Source organism: Roseibium algicola, from assembly GCF_001999245.1.
GTDB lineage: Bacteria > Pseudomonadota > Alphaproteobacteria > Rhizobiales > Stappiaceae > Roseibium > Roseibium algicola.
In genome coordinates, this window is record NZ_CP019630.1 from 337,422 (window position 1) to 354,770 (window position 17,349).

19 protein-coding genes are annotated in these 17,349 nt (G+C 58.3%); 5 read left to right on the plus strand and 14 right to left on the minus strand.

Features of this window, described 5'->3' with window-relative positions; all coding sequences use genetic code 11:
- Positions 1-26 precede the first annotated feature (26 nt).
- Complete coding sequence (locus B0E33_RS01705) at positions 27-533, plus strand: GAF domain-containing protein (protein WP_077290255.1); 507 nt, start codon at positions 27-29, stop codon at positions 531-533.
- 67 nt (positions 534-600) lie between these two features.
- Here B0E33_RS01705 and B0E33_RS01710 read toward each other — a convergent pair whose 3' ends face one another.
- Both B0E33_RS01710 and B0E33_RS01715 read right to left on the minus strand, forming a co-directional pair.
- Positions 601-1,674: a DUF389 domain-containing protein gene (locus B0E33_RS01710; RefSeq protein ID WP_077290256.1), complete on the minus strand. Its 1,074-nt coding sequence runs from the start codon at positions 1,672-1,674 to the stop codon at positions 601-603.
- A gap of 165 nt (positions 1,675-1,839) precedes the next feature.
- On the minus strand, positions 1,840-2,028 hold the full coding sequence (locus tag B0E33_RS01715) for a hypothetical protein (protein ID WP_077293103.1): 189 nt from the start codon (positions 2,026-2,028) through the stop codon (positions 1,840-1,842).
- Between the two features lie 277 nt (positions 2,029-2,305).
- Between B0E33_RS01715 and B0E33_RS01720 the strand changes: the two genes are divergently transcribed.
- Positions 2,306-3,541 (plus strand): cytochrome P450, encoded by a 1,236-nt coding sequence (locus B0E33_RS01720; RefSeq protein WP_077290257.1) that lies wholly within the window; start codon positions 2,306-2,308, stop codon positions 3,539-3,541.
- Between the two features lie 78 nt (positions 3,542-3,619).
- Entirely contained in the window at positions 3,620-4,819 is a 1,200-nt protein-coding gene (locus tag B0E33_RS01725) for a glycerophosphodiester phosphodiesterase family protein (protein ID WP_077290258.1), read from the plus strand.
- 99 nt (positions 4,820-4,918) lie between these two features.
- Here B0E33_RS01725 and B0E33_RS30800 read toward each other — a convergent pair whose 3' ends face one another.
- Positions 4,919-5,128: a hypothetical protein gene (locus tag B0E33_RS30800; RefSeq protein ID WP_156912323.1), complete on the minus strand. Its 210-nt coding sequence runs from the start codon at positions 5,126-5,128 to the stop codon at positions 4,919-4,921.
- Between the two features lie 87 nt (positions 5,129-5,215).
- Here B0E33_RS30800 and B0E33_RS01730 point away from each other — a divergent pair, with 87 nt between their 5' ends.
- Positions 5,216-6,304, plus strand: a complete 1,089-nt coding sequence (locus B0E33_RS01730) for a hypothetical protein (RefSeq protein ID WP_156912324.1) — start codon at positions 5,216-5,218, stop codon at positions 6,302-6,304.
- A 15-nt stretch (positions 6,305-6,319) separates the two neighbouring features.
- On the opposite strand, the gene B0E33_RS01735 is transcribed toward B0E33_RS01730, so the two are convergent.
- The 6 genes from B0E33_RS01735 to B0E33_RS01760 all read right to left on the minus strand — a co-directional run bounded on the left by B0E33_RS01735 (position 6,320) and on the right by B0E33_RS01760 (position 10,825).
- Positions 6,320-6,919, minus strand: coding sequence for a MerR family transcriptional regulator (locus tag B0E33_RS01735; protein ID WP_023003820.1), 600 nt, complete (start codon positions 6,917-6,919; stop codon positions 6,320-6,322).
- Positions 6,920-6,939: 20 nt separating this feature from the next.
- On the minus strand, positions 6,940-7,254 hold the full coding sequence (locus tag B0E33_RS01740) for an integration host factor subunit alpha (protein WP_023003819.1): 315 nt from the start codon (positions 7,252-7,254) through the stop codon (positions 6,940-6,942).
- A gap of 141 nt (positions 7,255-7,395) precedes the next feature.
- The gene (locus B0E33_RS01745; protein ID WP_062489136.1) at positions 7,396-8,373 is read right to left on the minus strand and encodes a beta-ketoacyl-ACP synthase III; all 978 of its coding nucleotides are present in this window, start codon (positions 8,371-8,373) and stop codon (positions 7,396-7,398) included.
- Positions 8,370-9,434 carry a phosphate acyltransferase PlsX gene (gene plsX / locus B0E33_RS01750; RefSeq protein ID WP_062489137.1) on the minus strand — a complete coding sequence of 355 codons (1,065 nt, stop codon included), beginning with the start codon at positions 9,432-9,434 and terminating at the stop codon, positions 8,370-8,372. Before plsX ends, B0E33_RS01745 begins: the two co-directional genes overlap by 4 nt.
- A 214-nt stretch (positions 9,435-9,648) precedes the next feature.
- Positions 9,649-10,221 (minus strand): YceD family protein, encoded by a 573-nt coding sequence (locus B0E33_RS01755; protein WP_077290260.1) that lies wholly within the window; start codon positions 10,219-10,221, stop codon positions 9,649-9,651.
- Between the two features lie 55 nt (positions 10,222-10,276).
- Entirely contained in the window at positions 10,277-10,825 is a 549-nt protein-coding gene (locus B0E33_RS01760; protein WP_077290261.1) for a ubiquinol-cytochrome C chaperone family protein, read from the minus strand.
- Between the two features lie 113 nt (positions 10,826-10,938).
- Between B0E33_RS01760 and B0E33_RS01765 the strand changes: the two genes are divergently transcribed.
- Entirely contained in the window at positions 10,939-11,376 is a 438-nt protein-coding gene (locus B0E33_RS01765; RefSeq protein WP_006931570.1) for an outer membrane protein assembly factor BamE, read from the plus strand.
- Between the two features lie 65 nt (positions 11,377-11,441).
- On the opposite strand, the gene B0E33_RS01770 is transcribed toward B0E33_RS01765, so the two are convergent.
- The 5 genes from B0E33_RS01770 to ribH form a co-directional block, all read right to left on the minus strand.
- Positions 11,442-13,577 (minus strand): sodium-translocating pyrophosphatase, encoded by a 2,136-nt coding sequence (locus B0E33_RS01770; RefSeq protein WP_023003813.1) that lies wholly within the window; start codon positions 13,575-13,577, stop codon positions 11,442-11,444.
- Positions 13,578-13,796: 219 nt separating this feature from the next.
- Positions 13,797-15,020 carry an MFS transporter gene (locus B0E33_RS01775; RefSeq protein WP_031270647.1) on the minus strand — a complete coding sequence of 408 codons (1,224 nt, stop codon included), beginning with the start codon at positions 15,018-15,020 and terminating at the stop codon, positions 13,797-13,799.
- 218 nt (positions 15,021-15,238) lie between these two features.
- Positions 15,239-16,237, minus strand: a complete 999-nt coding sequence (gene thiL, locus B0E33_RS01780) for a thiamine-phosphate kinase (RefSeq protein WP_077290262.1) — start codon at positions 16,235-16,237, stop codon at positions 15,239-15,241.
- A gap of 2 nt (positions 16,238-16,239) precedes the next feature.
- Complete coding sequence (nusB, locus tag B0E33_RS01785) at positions 16,240-16,761, minus strand: transcription antitermination factor NusB (RefSeq protein WP_023003810.1); 522 nt, start codon at positions 16,759-16,761, stop codon at positions 16,240-16,242.
- A gap of 5 nt (positions 16,762-16,766) precedes the next feature.
- Positions 16,767-17,216, minus strand: a complete 450-nt coding sequence (gene ribH, locus B0E33_RS01790) for a 6,7-dimethyl-8-ribityllumazine synthase (RefSeq protein ID WP_023003809.1) — start codon at positions 17,214-17,216, stop codon at positions 16,767-16,769.
- Positions 17,217-17,349 lie beyond the last annotated feature (133 nt).

Below are 17,349 nucleotides of genomic sequence, written 5' to 3' on the forward strand. Positions count from 1 at the left end.
ACCAGAATTGCTCGAGATTTCGATACATGACCGATTTCACCGGCCCTTTGGCCACGTTTGACCTTGCCCTTTCCACCGCGACCACACCGGATGCGCCTTTTGATGCCCTTCTGAAGCTGACGCAGGAAACCATTGGCGTGAAGCTGTTCACCTTCATGACAGCCGACATGAAAACCGAGCTTGCGCAGCGCTCCTACACTTCGCATCCGGAAGACTACCCGGTCTCCGGAACCAAACCGATCACTTTTGACCGCTGGTTTGAAACCGTACACAAGGACCGGAAAAGCTTTATCGCAAACACGCTTGCCGATATTGCGACCGTCTTTCCCGATTACGAGCTGATAGGCCGGCTTGGCTGCGGCTCAGTCATCAACCTGCCCGTTGTTCTCGGCGATACGCTGGTTGGTACCGTCAACATGCTTCACGAAGAACATCACTACACGCCGGAACGCGTCGCTCAGGCGCAGGCCTGGCTTTCGGTTCCGGCCAAGGCCGCCTATCTGGCAAGCCAGTCACTGTCGACCGCCCTCTAGGACGGAATAGCACACGCAGTCTCTCGTAACCCCGCCGCTCTGGCGGGGTTTGTTTTTGCCTGACATGTCAGTCCTCCCTCACGGTATCGACAGAAGGAGCTACATCGATCGTTTCCGTGGCAAGATCCAGAAGCCAGGCAATGCGTGTCTGGTATCTGACGACCACCTTGTAATCCTCTCCCAGAACTTCACGGGCGGCCTCTCTGAACGGATGTTCCTTCATGGCGACCGGCAGAAAATCGTCGAGTGAGCCGATCTTGTACTGCGCGTCCGATGGCAGATCGAGAAGTACCCAGATTTCCGCAATCCTGGTGCGGGCGTGAACGTCGACCCTTATGATCTCGACAGGCGTGTCGCCCGCCCACTCCTTGGTGCGCTGTGCCAGAACGGCCTCTGTCCCGGTTTCTATGTAGCGCAGGTAGGTTGCCGCCAGAAGCTGGACCAGAACGACCGACAGGAAGGCAAGCGTGACCGTCATGCCGAGCGTGAACTTGACGCCCCGATGCGCTTTGCGGAAGAGCCGCTCCCGTGGGCCCAGGATGATGTAGACCAGGCTTGCAGAGAAGATGATCGCCCCGAAATTGGTGGCAAAGAGCAATGTGGCCTCATAAGCCGCCTCCTGTTCTCCGAAGTACAACAGGATCCCTGCTGCCGCGAGCGGCGGAACCAGGGACACGCCGATGGCTGCTCCAGGCAAAAGGCTGATTTCCGATTTCCTGATCTGCACATAGGCACCGGCAATGCCCGCGGCGAGCGCAACGACCATATCTTCCGCCCCGGGATTGCTCCGGCTGAGGACTTCATCCGGCAGCAGCAGCGTTGAAGGCGCATCCGCTATCCAGACAATCAGCCACGAGATCACGATGCTGCAGCCGGCGGCGATCCAGACAGTCAGCATCAGGACGAGCGCTCTTCCAACCCACCCCATGACGATCGATGAGGCGATGCCCAGGATGGGGGTCATAAGCGGGGCCACCAGCATGGCCGCAATCACGACAGCACCCGAGTTTCGCAGCAGGCCCATCGTCGCGATGATCACGGCAAGCGACAGCAGCAAAGCGAACTTGCGCCAATAGGCAGCCTTGTCGGCGCCCTCGAACCTCAGAATTTCCTTGGTGGTGGAGAACTGACTGATGGACATGATACAGCTGCTCCGGACGTTATATCGTCCGAGTATGCTTCACCTCGCGGCGTTCGTCATCTCAATTGCAACGACTTGGCTCACAATCGTCGATAGGCACGACACCAAATTCCAGGGAAACATTTCTTCCGCCAGAAATGACGTAATCCAGTCAAAAGCTTACCGTCAGGCCGCAGCCTTTTTCGCGCGCTCGATCTTGCCGATGAACTCGGAAAGCCAGGCAATTTCCTTCAGGTAGACTTCCATGGAGAGCGAGGCAAGTTCCATGAGGAGGGCTTGCGGATTGGGGTTGTCCAAGCCCGTCTCCCGCAAGAAGGTCCGGTACTCGTCACTGAAAGCCTTTGGCACACGCATTTCGGCCTCACGCACTCACGGTTCTGCTGGTCTGTGCAAGCAGGCCTCCCAGCCCGCGTTTAGGAATTGTTAAGATTTCCAAACCTCTGCCGATATCGTCAGAAATGTCATTTCCTCACAATCCCCAAGAGCTGAAGGCCTGGCTTGGGATAACTCGCCCAAACACGTCAAAAATGGCCCATAGCTCCCGCTTTTCGCTTGCACTTGGCCAGCCAAATCTTCGACCCTGCCAAGAATCACAATTCTACCCCATCCAACCCGACCTCAAGAGCCCTTCATGAGCCCGTCCACAGACCTTTCCTTCGCGCCTTTGTCCGATGCCTTTGCACAAGACCCCTACCCGTTCTACGCCGCACTGCGTGAACGCAAGGGTCTGACTTACTTCGAGGATTTCGATATCTGGCTGGCAGCGAAGTTCGATGACGTTTCGGAAATCGTGCAGAACGGCAAGATGGTGCGATCCATGGACCACATCGCGAGCGCGGAAGAAATCGCGGACATGAAACGTGCCCAGAACTGGCACGACATGCCGCATCATTCCCGGTTCGTGCAGTTCTCGCTGCTGGACAGCGACGGGGACATTCACGACCGGCTGCGCAAGCAGGTGTTCAGACTGTTCACGCCGGTGATGGTCGGCAAGCTGCGCGATGACATACAGGCCTATGTCGACCGCCTTTTCGACAGTCTGTCAGACCGCACCGAAATCGACTTTATCGAAGATCTGGCCGCCCATGTTCCAGGTCACATCATCGGCCGCGTTCTCGGCGTTCCCGATGAGGACTGCCCGCAGCTGCGCATCTGGTCGGAAAACGTTGTTCAGTACTTCGACATCGACCGGACGGATGAGCGCAAGGAACTGGCCGAACGCAACACGACCGAATTCTATCACTATCTGCAAACGCTGAAGGCAGAGCGCGAACGCGCACCACAGGACGACCTTCTGTCGCTCATGATCGAAGCTGAACGGGCCGGCCAGATGAACGAGGACGAATTCATCTCGACCGCCATGCTGATCCTGATGGCCGGTCACGGTTCAACCATCGACGTTCTCGGCAGCGGCATGCATGCGCTGCTGAAGTTTCCGAAAGAGCTGCAGCGTCTGCGTGAAGATCCGTCGCTGATGAAAACGGCCGTGCAGGAAATGTTCCGCTATGAATCTCCCTTGCCGTTCTTCCACCGCTATTCCACCGAGGACATGACGGTTTGCGGCGACACGTATCCGCGCGGGACGAAGTTCGGCGTCCTCTATGGAGCAGCCAACCGCGACCCGGGCCAATTCCCCGACGCTGACCGCTTCGATGTTGGCCGAACGCCGAATTGGCACATTGCCTTTGGCCGGGGCGCACATTTCTGCCTGGGCAATCATCTTGCACGTCTGGACATGGACATCATCTTTTCAACACTGCTGAAAAGGTTCAGCACGATTGAGCTGGTTGACGACAACGTCACCTACAAGCGTGGCCTGTCCGTGAGAGGCCCGGAAGCACTCAGACTTGCCTGGCAACCTGCCTAGTTGCAGCTATTGCACTTGCTCCCGGCATGCGTGCCGCTAATTATTGCCCTTCTTGCCACGAAAGCCATTGGATACCTCATGCACCTCAAACAAGTTGTTCTTTGCCTGACCGGGCTGTGTGCCGTCTTGCCTGCACAAGCAGGCACTGTCGAGCTTGGGCCCCGCCCCGCCTACCTTGTGTCCCAGATGGTTGACGGCCAGCTGAAGGAGACCTTGGAAGCCTGCATCGGCAAGCCGGCAAAACGCACCCTGTTTTCCATCAGCCATCGTGGTGCCCCCTTGCAGTTTCCAGAGCACACGGAGGAAGGCTACCGGGCCGCGGCACTCATGGGAGCGGGCATCCTGGAATGCGACGTCACCTTTACCAAGGACAAGGAACTGGTATGCCGGCATTCCCAGAACGATCTGCACACGACCACGAACATTCTGACGACCGATCTCGCCGACAAATGCACCACGGGCTTCACTCCGGCCTCGGGTGAGACCCCGGCTGCGGCCGAATGCCGGACGAGTGATCTGACCCTGGCTGAGTTCTCGTCCTTGCAGGGCAAGATGGACAGTGCAGACAAAACGGCAACAACGCCTGAAGCTTACCAGAATGGAACCGCGCCCTGGCGCACGGATCTTTACGCGGGCACGGGAACGCTGCTGACACACGACGCCTCGATCCGCCTCTTCAAGGACCTCGGCGTGAAATTCACTCCGGAGTTGAAGGCCCCTGAAGTCGAAATGCCTTTTGATGGCTTTACCCAGGCCGACTACGCCCAGAAACTGATTGACGAATACAAGGCGGCAGGCATTCCGGCAGAAGACGTGTACCCGCAATCCTTCAACCTTGATGACGTTCTCTACTGGATCGAAAACGAACCGGACTTCGGCAAGCAGGCAGTCTTCCTTGAAAGCCGCCGCGATGTTGATCCCATGGATCCGGAAACATTCTCCCCTTCCATGACCGAACTGAAGGACATGGGCGTCAACTACCTCGCACCGCCGCTGTTTGTCCTTCTTGCTGAGGAAGACGGCAAGATCGTTCCCTCAGCTTATGCGGTTGCAGCAAAGGAAGCCGGTATCGAACTGATTGCCTGGACGCTTGAAAGGTCGGGACCGCTGTCGTCCGGCGGCGGCTGGTACTATCAGACCGTCAACGATGCCATCGACGGCGACGGCAAGCTTTATGAGGTTGTGGATGTTCTGGCGCGCCAGGTTGGCGTCAAGGGCATCTTTTCGGACTGGCCGGCAACCACGAGCTTTTACGCCTCCTGCCTCGGACTGGAGTGACGTGCAGGAGCCGGTTTGGCAACCAAGGTGAGAGGCGATAAGGCCTTTTTCACCAAAGTTGCCTAACCTCCCGCATCATTCCGCAAATCAGGTGTGGTCTTACCGTTGAAAACGCATCCGCTTCCAAGCGTCGATTCCCAGATCCTCTACAAGCGCTATCAGCCGCTTGACGGAGACGCGATCATGGCTGTCATTGTAGCTGTTGTGGAAAAGGCGGGCGTTCCGCGCAGCGCCTGCCAGCTGTTGAACACGTCCGACGAGATCAACAAGCGTTTTCTGTGCGGCAAGTTCCATGTTCTTGTCACACAATCAGGCCTCTTCGAACACACGCCATTGATAGATGCTGCGCTTGAAACGATCTATGCCCGGACCGCTTTTCCGGAAGCGGCCGACCTTTTGAACGAGATTGCGGCCTGCACGCAGATTTCAGTCAGAAAAAGCCTCATCCCCACGGATTCGCTGCCAGAGAACCTTAAGACACTTTCCGGAGTGGAAAGTCTGGCTTTCTGCGAGGCTGAGGAAACCTTGCAAGCCATGGAGATCGCAAGGTTGATCACGGCGATCATCGTGGAAAGATCCCAGCCGGACGCCGTCTTTTGGGCTCCAAGCAGCTTCCTGCTGAAGCCGGATGCCTTCTCGGCGCTGGCTCGCGCCTCAAACCACGACGACCTGTACCTCTTGCCCAATCCTTACGGACAACAGGATCCCGAAACCGGCGAGCAATTGATCGGCATGATGGGTATCGGCTCCCAGTGGCTAACCGGGTACAGGGTGGAAGTGCTGCCCTGCAGGTTGCCGCTAGAGTACCTTGCCGAGATCCTCGTCGCGTTTTCAAAGTTCATGAACGAGAGTAATCGCCTGATCGATGATGGAGACGTTTTTGGCCGTGATGAAAACGAAAAGATCCAGGTGATCTACCATGAGGAAGACGATGACGGGTTGGGTACGATTGAACTCAAGGTCGTCCACAATCCCAAATTCGGCATCCTCCGTGAAGATGTGCCGACAAAATACGTTCGCTACGATGAAGACCTGAATGAATCCGGGAGCTATACAGACGGGAGCGAGGACACAGAACTGGACCCGCACGACCCCGTGGACGCAGCCATCCTGGAACGTTTACAGGAGCTGAAAGGCGAGCCTTCCTCTCAAGAGCCTTCAGACGTTCGGAGCGAGGAGGCATTCGAGCAGGAGATGTCGGCACTGGACCGGCCAGACCAGCCAGTTAAACCAGCTTACCCTGAAACTGCTAAACCCGTTTCACCGCCAACCGCATCGCAAGTTCATCAGACGATCGCCACCGCAGCCGGGCAGCTGGATGACACCCGCATTGCTGGAAAGACTTCCCCGTCATCAAAAAGGATGTCGGTTGCCGAATTGCGAGACTTCGTCAAGCAGGCTCAGGTTTCGAACGAAACTTCGGAAAAGGCCGGCAAAAAACCTGGCTTCCTGGCGAAACTTTTCAAACGCAAGGCAGACCAGTAAGGCGAGGTATGAAGGTCAGCGCGCCTGATCCAGCGTTCGCTTGCATTCCAGCAACTCAAAGAGGGTTGCCTGCAGGCGGCGGATATCCTCCTTCGTCACAGACGAATGGGACCCTGTGCCCTGAGCCGGTTTCTCACCGCGCAGGCGACCAAGAATACTGAAATGCCCGTGACCCTGGGCTGGTGCCGGTTCCGGTGCATTGTCCGCCAGAACGCCGCTTGGCAACGGGCCGTTATGGATTTCATGCTGGCCATTTTGGGAAATCATCGCAGGGGCAGGCGCAGGCTCCGCCTGTGCAGGTTCTGCAGTGGCAACGGCCTGCAGGGCCGACATGTCTTCATGCCGGATCTGCATGACGAAGCGTGGCCCCTGCTCTTTCAGGATCCGCTGTACACCCTTGATCGTGTAGCCTTCACCGTAGAGCAGATGACGGATGCCCTTCAGAAGCTCGACATCGTCCGGTCGGTAGTACCGGCGGCCTCCCCCACGCTTCAGCGGCTTGATCTGCGAGAAGCGTGTTTCCCAGAACCGCAGCACGTGCTGCGGCAGGTCAAGATCTTCTGCGACTTCGCTGATAGTACGAAAGGCGTCGGGGCTTTTTTCCTGCGAGCTCATCCGGTCTTATAATTTTCTGGCTATTTGCTGGCCTGTCCTGTCAGCGCATCATTGATCCGCTGTTTCAATACGTTAGACGGTTTGAACACCATCACCCGGCGCGGTGAAATAGGTACTTCCTCGCCGGTCTTCGGATTGCGGCCGATGCGCTCCCCCTTGGAGCGGACCACGAAAGACCCGAAGCTTGATAATTTTACTGATTCTCCGGTCACAAGACAGTCGGAAATTTCAGAAAGTACGCGTTCGACCAATTCAGAAGACTCGGTCCGGGACAGACCAACTTTCTGATAAACGGCCTCACACAGATCAGCGCGGGTAATAGTCCGATTGCCCATAACCCCTCCTCAACGACGCCATCATCTGGCTGATTTTGCACAAGAACTCCGATGCAAGGCCATACGGTACGGCCTTGCGGCGAGCCGGTCAACCGGAACTCTTGGTGGAAATCAGATTTGTCGTAGGAAGTTAGACAGGACTTACCAGCGCAGCAGAACGGAGCCCCAGGTGAATCCGCCGCCCATTGCTTCCAGCATCACGAGATCGTTCTTTTTGACACGTCCGTCCCTGACGGCCGTATCCAGCGCAAGCGGAATGGACGCGGCAGAGGTGTTGCCGTGATGCTGGACCGTGGTCACGACCTTCTCAGGTGCGATACCGAGTTTCTTGGCGCTGGCATCGATGATGCGCTTGTTGGCCTGATGCGGAATGAACCAGTCGAGATCTTCCGATGTGGTGCCCGTTGCCTTGTAGGCATCTTCAATCACGTCGGTGATCATGCCGACCGCATGCTTGTAGACTTCACGGCCTTCCATCCGGAGATGCCCAACGGTCCCGGTCGAGGACGGTCCACCGTCGACGAAGAGCTTTTCCTTGTGTCGGCCGTCGGAGCGAAGGTGCGATGTAAGGACACCCCGGTCGGCCGTCGTGCCTTCGCCTTCCGCTGCTTCCACCACGACAGCACCAGCGCCGTCGCCGAAGAGAACGCAGGTCGTCCGGTCGGTCCAGTCCAGAATGCGTGAGAACGTCTCTGCACCGATAACCAGGCAACGCTTCGCCAAGCCTGCCCGAATATAGGCATCGGCCGTCGTAAGGGCATAGACAAAGCCCGAGCAAACGGCGTGCACATCGAATGCGGCACCGTGATAGATGCCCAGGTTGGCCTGGACGGTGACAGCCGTTGCCGGAAAGGTGTTGTCCGGTGTGGCGGTTGCCAGAATGATTGTGTCGATCTCCTGAGCATCCCGGCCGGCGCTTTGCAGCGCCCGCTTGGCAGCTTCCAGAGCAAGATCCGAGGTCATCTGGCCTTCGGCAGCAACATGGCGCTGCTGGATGCCGGTGCGCTGAACGATCCATTCGTCAGACGTGTCGACCATCTTGGAGAGATCGTCGTTGGTCAGGATTTTTTCCGGCAGGAAACTTCCGCAGCCGGTTACGGTCGAACGGATTACGCTCACAAATCACCTTCCGATGTCGGCGCGGCTTCAGCGAAGCGGCCACGATGATAATGCACAAGATCCTGGGCGATCTTGTGTGTCAGTTCGTTTTTGACCATGTCGTAGGCAAGGTCGACCGCCGAGGCATAACCCTCGGCATCCGTCCCGCCGTGACTTTTGATCACAATGCCATTCAGTCCCAGGAACACGCCGCCGTTGACCTTGCGCGGATCCATTTTCTCGCGCAGCAGATCAAAGGCGCCTTTGGCGAAGAGATAGCCGATTTTGGACATAAAGGTCCGATTCATGGCCGAACGCAAGTAACTGCCGATCTGCTTGGCTGTGCCTTCCGCGGTTTTGAGCGCGATGTTACCGGCAAAGCCTTCGGTCACGACGACATCGACAGTGCCTTTTCCAAGGTCGTCACCCTCGACGAAACCGGCGTAATGCAGCGAGCGCAGCGGCGTTTCGCGCAGAAGCCGGCCGGCGGTGCGAACCTCTTCCAGTCCCTTGACCTCTTCCACGCCGATGTTCAGCAGGCCGACGCTCGGCTTCTGGACACCGAACAGGGCCCGCGCCATGGCGCCACCGAGAATGGCGAAATCGATAAGCTGCTGTGCGTCGGCGCCAATCGTTGCACCGACATCAAGCACCACGGACTCGCCGCGCATGGTCGGCCAGATGGCCGCGATCGCCGGACGTTCGATATTGGCCATTGTCCGCAGGCAGAACTTGGACATGGCCATGAGCGCGCCCGTGTTGCCGGCAGAGACCGCAACGGATGCATCGCCTGTCTTTACCGCCTCGATGGACCGCCACATGGACGAGCGCCAGCGACCCTGACGCAGGGCCTGACTGGGCTTGGTGTCCATCGCAATGGAGACGTCGCAATGATGGAACGTCGAAGCATCGCGAACCCTTGGATACTTTTCCAGGAGTGGCAGCACGACCTTTTCATTGCCGAACAGCAGGAAACGGATGTCAGGATGGCGGACAAGCGCAATTTCCGCCCCGGGAATGACGACGTCAGCCCCATGATCGCCGCCCATGGCATCCAGAGAAATCGGAATAGTTTTCGCCATCTAGAAGGTCTTTTGACGTTTCGCTACCAAGAACAGCACCGAGTGGTGCTTCCAGACAAAGTCCTGCAGGTCCGGCAAGGGCCTAGAACGGGCGCGAACATAACGGTTTTGGCAAGACTGACAACCGTTTTCCTGATCGCGGAGAGTTCTGACGTTGAAAACCTGCATGAAGACCCAGTCCAAATCGTTCCGGCACCTGTGAATACAATGGATATCAGTTATCCGGCTGTTCCTTGAGTGCCTTCAAGGCGGCGAAGGGGGACGGTTTAGCCTCAGGCTCTTCATCGGCGCTGTCGTCGTCGCCATCGCCACCCTCGAACTCCACTCCCGGCTTGCGGGGGAACGGGTCGAGCGTAAGTGCAAGTTCCTCGCAGATCACGGCACCAAGGTCGAGAACACCGTCCAGAATGACATCGGGCGGGTCGAGCGTTTCCAGGTCGATTTCAATCTCGCCGTCCTCATTGAGATCGCTGACCTTGCGCGGCCGGCTGGACTGGGGCTCGAAGGTGCGATCGACATCGATCTTCAGCTGGCTTTCGAATGGTTCCAGTGAAACCACACAGGTCTGTTCCAGCGTTGCCGTCAGCGGACCGACCACGCGCAGTCCCGCCTTGCGATACGGTTTCAGAAGGAAATCCGCCTTGAGGTCGCGAATGCCATCGAGCTCATAGGTCTTGGCTATGGCCTTGAGCGCGGCTTCGTCCGGACTGACAGTGACGCGTTCGTCCTTGTCGACAACGCGGGCGGCGTTGAACTTGTACGAATAGGGGAAAGTTTCTTTTGTCATTTTTGTTTTTACCTTGGCACCTTTGTCGCGGTCTCTTGCACCGCCGGCTTGGCTCTCAGACCGGCAATGCCTTGAATTTTTCAGGGTCGGACCAGACGATGCTCCCGTTCATCAGTGCTTCCACCGTCTGCCCCTCGAGGCTTTCGGCAACTTCCAGCATATAGTACGCCAAACGCTTCTGTGCGACCGGCTCCGGTGCATCCGGATAGATGTTGCGGCCGAGCGCCTCTGCCAGCTCCTCAACGTTTTTTGTTTCAATCGCCGGAATATAGGCATCGGCACGACCATAAAAGGCTTCGCCCATGACTTTCACCTTCTTGGGCACGCGCGTGTCGCTGACACCCATTTCACGCAGCGATGCATCCATGTCCAGAAAGAACAGGTCAAAGACGTTCTGCGTAAACTCCGAGACCGACTTCCCCTCCCCGCGCATTCGGCGGAAATACAGCACTGCATGGGCCACGATCATGTCAAAACGGCCGTCGACACTATCGGGCACGTGAAAGTCGGTGTAAAAGACTGGCTGCCGTGCTTGAGCCACGATTTCACAATAGACCTTGTGCTCGGCATCGCGGGTCCGACGGCGGAACAGGCCAAACAGCATGGCATCTCCTTTTAAGTCAGGTGTTGCCTTGTGCCCTATCCCACGATAGTGACTTTGCCAAGCAACGAAATTCAAGAGCAGCCAGACCGGTCTGGCGAAACGGGAATTCTTAGATGAACTTCAAGGCAAGCGCCCTGATCCTTCCGCTTCTGGTCACCTTACCGCTCGGCGGCTGTTTTACCTCCACCTATACGCACGGGCACGTGATCACCAGCGACATGCTGAACCAGGTTCAGGTCGGCTCCAGCCGCGAACAGGTTGAGCTGGTCCTGGGAACCCCGTCGACAACGTCCAGCCTCAACGGCGATGCCTACTATTACATTTCGCAGAAAACCGCCACGACCGCCTTCATGGCTCCGGATATCGTCGAGCAGCGCGTCGTCGCGGTTTACTTCGATAAGGACGGCTACGTCCAGGACCTCGGCAACTACTCGCTTGAAGACGGCAAAATCGTCGACATCGTCACCCGCAAGACCCGTACGGGCGGTGCCGACTATGGCTTCCTGACGCAGATCCTGCGCGGTGCGACCAACCCGAGCCTTGGTCTCTGAGGCAAAAGTCTCAACCCTATGCAAAAAGCCCCGGCCATCGGCCGGGGCTTTCTTTTTCCGGGGCGTCAGTGCGCCAGGATCGCCAACAGCAGCAAGGCCACGATGTTGGTGATCTTGATCATCGGGTTCACGGCCGGACCGGCGGTATCCTTGTAGGGATCTCCAACCGTATCGCCTGTCACCGAGGCCTTGTGCGCCTCGCTGCCTTTCTGGTGGGTCACACCGTCCTTGTCGGTGAAACCGTCCTCGAAGGACTTCTTGGCGTTATCCCAGGCACCGCCACCGGCGGTCATGGAAATGGCCACGAAGAGCCCAGTCACGATCACGCCCAGCAGCATCGCACCAAGCGCTGCGAAGGCGTCGGCCGGAGTTGCCACGGCCTTGACCAGAAAGAACACCACGATGGGCGACAGCACCGGCAGCAGCGAGGGGATGATCATCTCCCGGATCGCCGCCTTTGTTAGCATGTCCACCGCACGGCCGTAATCCGGCCGTTCCGTGCCCTGCATGATGCCCGGCTTTTCCTTGAACTGGCGGCGGACTTCCTCCACCACCGCACCGGCAGCCCTGCCGACGGCGGTCATTGAAATGCCGCCGAAGAGATAGGGCAACAGACCGCCGAACAGGAGACCTGCAACCACATAGGGATTGGACAATGTGAACAGGGTGCCGACGTCGATGCCATAGAAGATCGACCCTTCCGCAGCATTGCTGGAGAAGAACTTCAGGTCTTCCGTATAGGCAGCAAAGAGCACCAGCGCACCTAGCCCTGCGGAGCCGATGGCATAGCCCTTGGTGACCGCCTTGGTGGTGTTCCCCACCGCATCGAGGGCGTCCGTCGTGGTACGCACTTCCGCCGGAAGATCCGCCATTTCGGCAATCCCCCCGGCGTTATCGGTCACCGGACCAAAGGCGTCGAGCGCTACCACCATGCCTGCGAGCGCCAGCATGGTCGTTACGGCAATCGCAATCCCGAAGAGGCCCGCGAAAGCGTAGGTGACCAGAATGCCCGCGATGATGATCAGCGCCGGCAGGGCCGTTGCTTCCAGTGACACGGCCAGACCCTGGATCACGTTGGTGCCATGACCGGTCACCGACGCCTGGGCGATGGATCTCACCGGACGATACTCCGTGCCGGTGTAATATTCGGTCACCCAGATGATCAGCCCGGTCACCACGAGACCTACGAGACCACAGACGAACAGATCGAACCCGGTAAAGGTCGTGCCGCCCGATGTAGTGAACTCGGTGCCGGCACCGATCCAGCCGAAGATGATGATCGCGAGGGCAACCGCGGACAGAACTGCCGTGGCAATGAAGCCCTTGTAGAGCGCCCCCATGATCGAGTTGTTGCTGCCGAGCTTGACGAAGAACGTGCCGATGATGGACGTCACCACGCAGCTAGCTCCGATCAGCAACGGCAGGTGCATCAGGTCGATGGCCTGGCTGCTCGTGAAGAAGATCGAGGCCAGAACCATCGTGGCAACGACCGTCACCGCGTAGGTTTCGAACAAATCGGCCGCCATGCCCGCACAGTCGCCGACATTGTCGCCGACGTTGTCGGCGATAGTCGCCGGGTTGCGTGGATCATCCTCCGGAATTCCGGCTTCAACCTTGCCGACCAGATCACCGCCGACGTCAGCCCCCTTGGTGAAGATACCGCCGCCGAGACGGGCGAAGATAGATATCAGGGAGGCACCGAAGCCGAGCGCGACCAGCGCGTCGATCACTGTACGGTCCGTCGGGTCGTACCCCATCATTCCGGTGAGGATGGCGAAATAGACTGCCACGCCAAGCAACGCGAGCCCGGCAACCAAAAGGCCGGTGACGGCACCGGCCTTGAACGCGATTTCCAGCCCTGCCCCGAGGCTTTGGCTGGCCGCCTGGGCGGTGCGCACATTGGCCCGGACGGAAACCATCATGCCGATGTAACCGGCAGCTCCCGAGAGGACGGCGCCGATGGCAAATCCGATTGCCGCGGTGCCGGAAAGCAATAGCCAGGCGAGCACGAAAACAACGGCCCCCACAATGGCAATAGTCGTATATTGACGATTGAGATAAGCGCTAGCCCCTTCCTGGATCGCCTCGGCGATCTCCTGCATGCGCGCGTTCCCTGCATCCGCTGCCATAACGGACTGGATGGCCCACGCCCCATAGGCAATGGACAAGAGGCCACAAATGATGACGACAAGCTCGATCATACTTCCTCCCAAAGCTGCGGCGGACTGATTTTCTTGTCGTTTTTTGCCGCCTGACGGCCCTTCACATCAATTCCTCGACGTGAGGGAGGGTAACGATAGCAGCAAAGCGGCGCGCCTCGTCAAGCTCTCACATTGTTTAATTCAAAACTTCCGTTACGGTATTGTTTGATGCAGCGCAGTAATTATGCTGCGCTGACGAAATGGAATTTCGAAGGTACTTTAAGCGGTTGTATCCGCTCTTCTTTCCGCAACTGCAAGCCAGATAAGCAAGCCGATGCAGAGCACCACAAACGGAAACACCAGAAGGGTGACCGTGTTCCAGCCGTAGACATTCAGCAAAGCACCGGACGAGAACGATGCGGCAGCAACAAAGCCGAACACCAGGAAATCGTTGACCGCCTGCACCAGGTTCCGTTCTTCGGGCCGGTAGGTATCCGTCAGCATGGCGGTGGCTCCGATGAAGCCGAAGTTCCAGCCAAGGCCGAGCAGGATCAGCGCGATCCAGAAGTTGGCAAGGTCGACCCCCATCAACGCGACCACGGAACATCCGGCCAGCAGCAGCAGGCCAATCGAGACGATCCGCTCCTTGCCGAAGCGACCGATGAGATTACCCGTGAAGAAACTCGGACCGAACATGGCAAGCACATGCCACTGAATGCCAAGCGTGGCGTCATTCTGCGACAGGCCGCAGCCGATCATGGCCAGCGGCGTGGCCGTCATCACCATGCTCATGAGTGCATAGGAGCAGATACCGCAGGCTGCCGCGACGATGAAACGGCGTTGCGACATGATCTGGCGCAGTGGACGTCCACCCGCCTGGGTATGGCTGTGCCGCTGCGGCTTTGGAATTCGGAGAAAAGCCACGAGGAAAAAGGCAATCAGGGACAAGCCCGCCTGCGCCAGATAGGTTCCGGCGAACAGGATTGGCGAGAACAGGTCCTTGGTGGCGATAACCGTTTGCGGACCAACCACCCCTGCCAGAACACCACCGGCAAGCACCCATGAGATGGCCTTCGGCTTAAAGGCGTCACTTGCCGTGTCTGCTGCAGCAAAGCGATATTGCTGCACGAATGCGCCTGCAAAACCGCTGATGCAGCACCCGAGGGCAAACATCAGAAACTCGTCCTGGAAAACCGCGAATGCCGCCAGCAGCCCGGCGATGGCCCCAAGCAAAGCTGCCCCCATGAAACCGGTCCTGCGGCCGTATCGGCGCATGATCATGCCGGCGGGAATGGTCCCGAAAGCTGTTCCCAGGACCATCGCCGACACGGGCAAGGTCGCCAGAGACTTGTCCGTATCCAGCATCGAATACCCGACCAGCGGCGCCGTTGCGATCACGATCGACGCCGAAGCCCCACCAATTGCCTGAGCCAGAGCCAATAGCAGCGCGTTTCGTTTTGCCAGACTGTCGTCGACAAAGCTATCGGGGGTCGTCACGGTCATTTGGATACTTTCAGGAAGGCAGAAGTTTGCATGGCACATAACACGCCAACAGCCGACCGCGAAAGACCAGAAGTTTCATTTGCAACTGGAGACCAGCCGAGAGCTGTAACGTGCGACACGTCACGGCCAAGCGGCAAGAAAGCGCAACACCATCGGAGGCGGGCATTCGGGCGATGGATCCGGCCTGGTAAAATTCCGGCACCTGCCCTTTGCGACAGCTAGAAGTGACTGAAGCCCGCAAAGCGACCGTAGTCGACAGGTTGCCCGGCTTCCTCAAGCCGAATTCGGCCCTCACCTGCCCGGGCATGACCGATTTGCGTGACGGCACAGCCGGCAAGATGAGCAACCCGGCAGAAGGTACCAGAAACGTCTTCCGGCACCGCCATCAGGATTTCGTAATCGTCGCCACCGTTCAGGCACCGGGCAAAGTCCTCTGGTGACTTGATCTTGAGATGGGCGAGCGCCTGTGAAAGCGGCACCTGATCCAGGTCAATCGTGAGGTCCAACGCCGAAGCGCTGGCCATATGCGCGCAGTCGGCAAACAGGCCATCTGACACGTCCATGGCAGCCGAAGCATAATCGGTCACTGCCCCGGCAAGCCTCGTGCGCGGCCTCGGCAGCAGGTAACGGTCGAGAATATGGGCTTCTTCGCTCTCTGTCAGATCATGATCGCGGCAGAAGTCGGGATTGAGGCGCGCCTGAAGACCGGCAGCGGCGTCGCCAATGGTTCCGGTAACAAACAGAAGATCGCCCGGCCGTGCCCCGGACCGCCGAACTGCGCTGCCGGTTTCAACCTCGCCTATTGCCGTAATCGACACCTGCAGACCATTGCCGGAACGAACCGTGTCACCGCCCAGAAGATGGAAATCATAGGCCGCTTGGTCAGCCGCCAGGCCGTTGCAGAACCGCTCAAGCCAGTCGACCGTCCAGTCGGACGGCAACGACAGGCCCATCAGATAGCCACGCGGACGTGCGCCCTTCGCCGCAAGGTCGGAGAGGTTGACCCTCAGTGCCTTGGCGGCTATCGCTTCCGGTGCATCTTCAGCAAAGAAATGTATATCGGCCGCCAGCACGTCCTTGGTCAGAACGAGGTCATGGCCTTCCCGTGGTGTCAGCACCGCGGCATCGTCGGTCAGACCGAGGCTGCCCGGGTCTTTTGCCAAAGGGGCAAAGAAACGCCGGATCAGCTCGAATTCGCCTGGCCGGTCAGCGCCCATGATCAGGAGGCGCCGTCCGTTTTCTTTTCCTCGAGTTCGCCGCTGCGCAGTTCATGCGCAAGACGGTCGAGCACGCCGTTGACAAGGCCGGGCTCATCATCATCGAAGAAGGCCTTGGTGACGTCGATATACTCGGAAATGATCACCTTGGCCGGAACATCCTTGCGGCGCAGCAGCTCATAGGAGCCGGAGCGGAGGATAGCCCGCAGCAGGCTGTCGATACGCTTCAGGGGCCAGTCTTCGGCCAACGCAGTGTGAATGTAGGGATCCAGAAACTTCTGGTCCTCCACAACGCCGGCAAGGATCTGCTTGAACCATTGTTCGTCGGCTTCGCGGTACTGCGCACCGTCGATTTCCTTGCCGAGGCGAAAGGCAGTGAATTCGCTGACGACACTGGTCAGCGGCGCACCGCCGACGTCCATCTGATAAAGGGCCTGAACAGCAGCAAGGCGAGCCACGCCGCGTTTGTTTGCAGGGCGCACAGTTTTTCCAGCCGGTTTTTCCGGGTCGGCCTTTCCGGTCATTCTTCTTATACTCCAAGCCGCTCGCGCAGGGCGATCATGTCGAGGGCAGCACGGGCAGCCGCGCCGCCTTTGTCCTTGTCGTCCACCTTCGCGCGGGCCCATGCCTGCTCACCGTTTTCAACGGTCAGGATACCATTTCCGACAGCCAGATCCGCATCGACGATCAAATCCATGATCACCCGGTTCGATTCATTGGCAACAATATCGTAATGGGTGGTCTCGCCGCGAATGACGACACCCAGCAGAACGAAGCCGTCGTAAAGCTCGCCGTCGTTTTCCATTGCCGTCAGAGCCATGGACAGGGCAGCCGGAATTTCCAGGACACCCGGAACAGCGATCCGGTCATAGCTTGCGCCGGCAGCCTCAATGGTCTTGATCGCGCCTTCTGCGAGAGCATCGGCCAGATCTTCGTAGAAACGGGCTTCGATGATCAGAAGTTTCGGTGCAGCGCTCATGGGTTTTCGTTCCTATGTAAGGCCGCGACAGGAACCACGTCTGCCCCGGTTTGTCCAGTCTCATTCGTAAAGGACCACGATATCCCGGTGACGAGTTCGTCCCGTGGTTAAGGCGGTAAATGATATTAGCTCT

Coding starts and splice junctions, on each gene's coding strand:
- B0E33_RS01705 (WP_077290255.1), top strand. CDS start 27: ATGACCGATTTCACCGGCCCTTTGGCCACGTTTGACCTTGCCCTTTCC.
- B0E33_RS01775 (WP_031270647.1), bottom strand. CDS start 15,020: ATGACCGTGACGACCCCCGATAGCTTTGTCGACGACAGTCTGGCAAAA.
- B0E33_RS01740 (WP_023003819.1), bottom strand. CDS start 7,254: ATGGGCAATCGGACTATTACCCGCGCTGATCTGTGTGAGGCCGTTTAT.
- B0E33_RS01735 (WP_023003820.1), bottom strand. CDS start 6,919: ATGAGCTCGCAGGAAAAAAGCCCCGACGCCTTTCGTACTATCAGCGAA.
- B0E33_RS01725 (WP_077290258.1), top strand. CDS start 3,620: ATGCACCTCAAACAAGTTGTTCTTTGCCTGACCGGGCTGTGTGCCGTC.
- B0E33_RS01770 (WP_023003813.1), bottom strand. CDS start 13,577: ATGATCGAGCTTGTCGTCATCATTTGTGGCCTCTTGTCCATTGCCTAT.
- plsX (WP_062489137.1), bottom strand. CDS start 9,434: ATGGCGAAAACTATTCCGATTTCTCTGGATGCCATGGGCGGCGATCAT.
- B0E33_RS01760 (WP_077290261.1), bottom strand. CDS start 10,825: ATGCTGTTTGGCCTGTTCCGCCGTCGGACCCGCGATGCCGAGCACAAG.
- B0E33_RS01715 (WP_077293103.1), bottom strand. CDS start 2,028: ATGCGTGTGCCAAAGGCTTTCAGTGACGAGTACCGGACCTTCTTGCGG.
- B0E33_RS01755 (WP_077290260.1), bottom strand. CDS start 10,221: ATGACAAAAGAAACTTTCCCCTATTCGTACAAGTTCAACGCCGCCCGC.
- B0E33_RS01765 (WP_006931570.1), top strand. CDS start 10,939: ATGAACTTCAAGGCAAGCGCCCTGATCCTTCCGCTTCTGGTCACCTTA.
- nusB (WP_023003810.1), bottom strand. CDS start 16,761: ATGACCGGAAAGGCCGACCCGGAAAAACCGGCTGGAAAAACTGTGCGC.
- ribH (WP_023003809.1), bottom strand. CDS start 17,216: ATGAGCGCTGCACCGAAACTTCTGATCATCGAAGCCCGTTTCTACGAA.
- B0E33_RS01720 (WP_077290257.1), top strand. CDS start 2,306: ATGAGCCCGTCCACAGACCTTTCCTTCGCGCCTTTGTCCGATGCCTTT.
- thiL (WP_077290262.1), bottom strand. CDS start 16,237: ATGGGCGCTGACCGGCCAGGCGAATTCGAGCTGATCCGGCGTTTCTTT.
- B0E33_RS01710 (WP_077290256.1), bottom strand. CDS start 1,674: ATGTCCATCAGTCAGTTCTCCACCACCAAGGAAATTCTGAGGTTCGAG.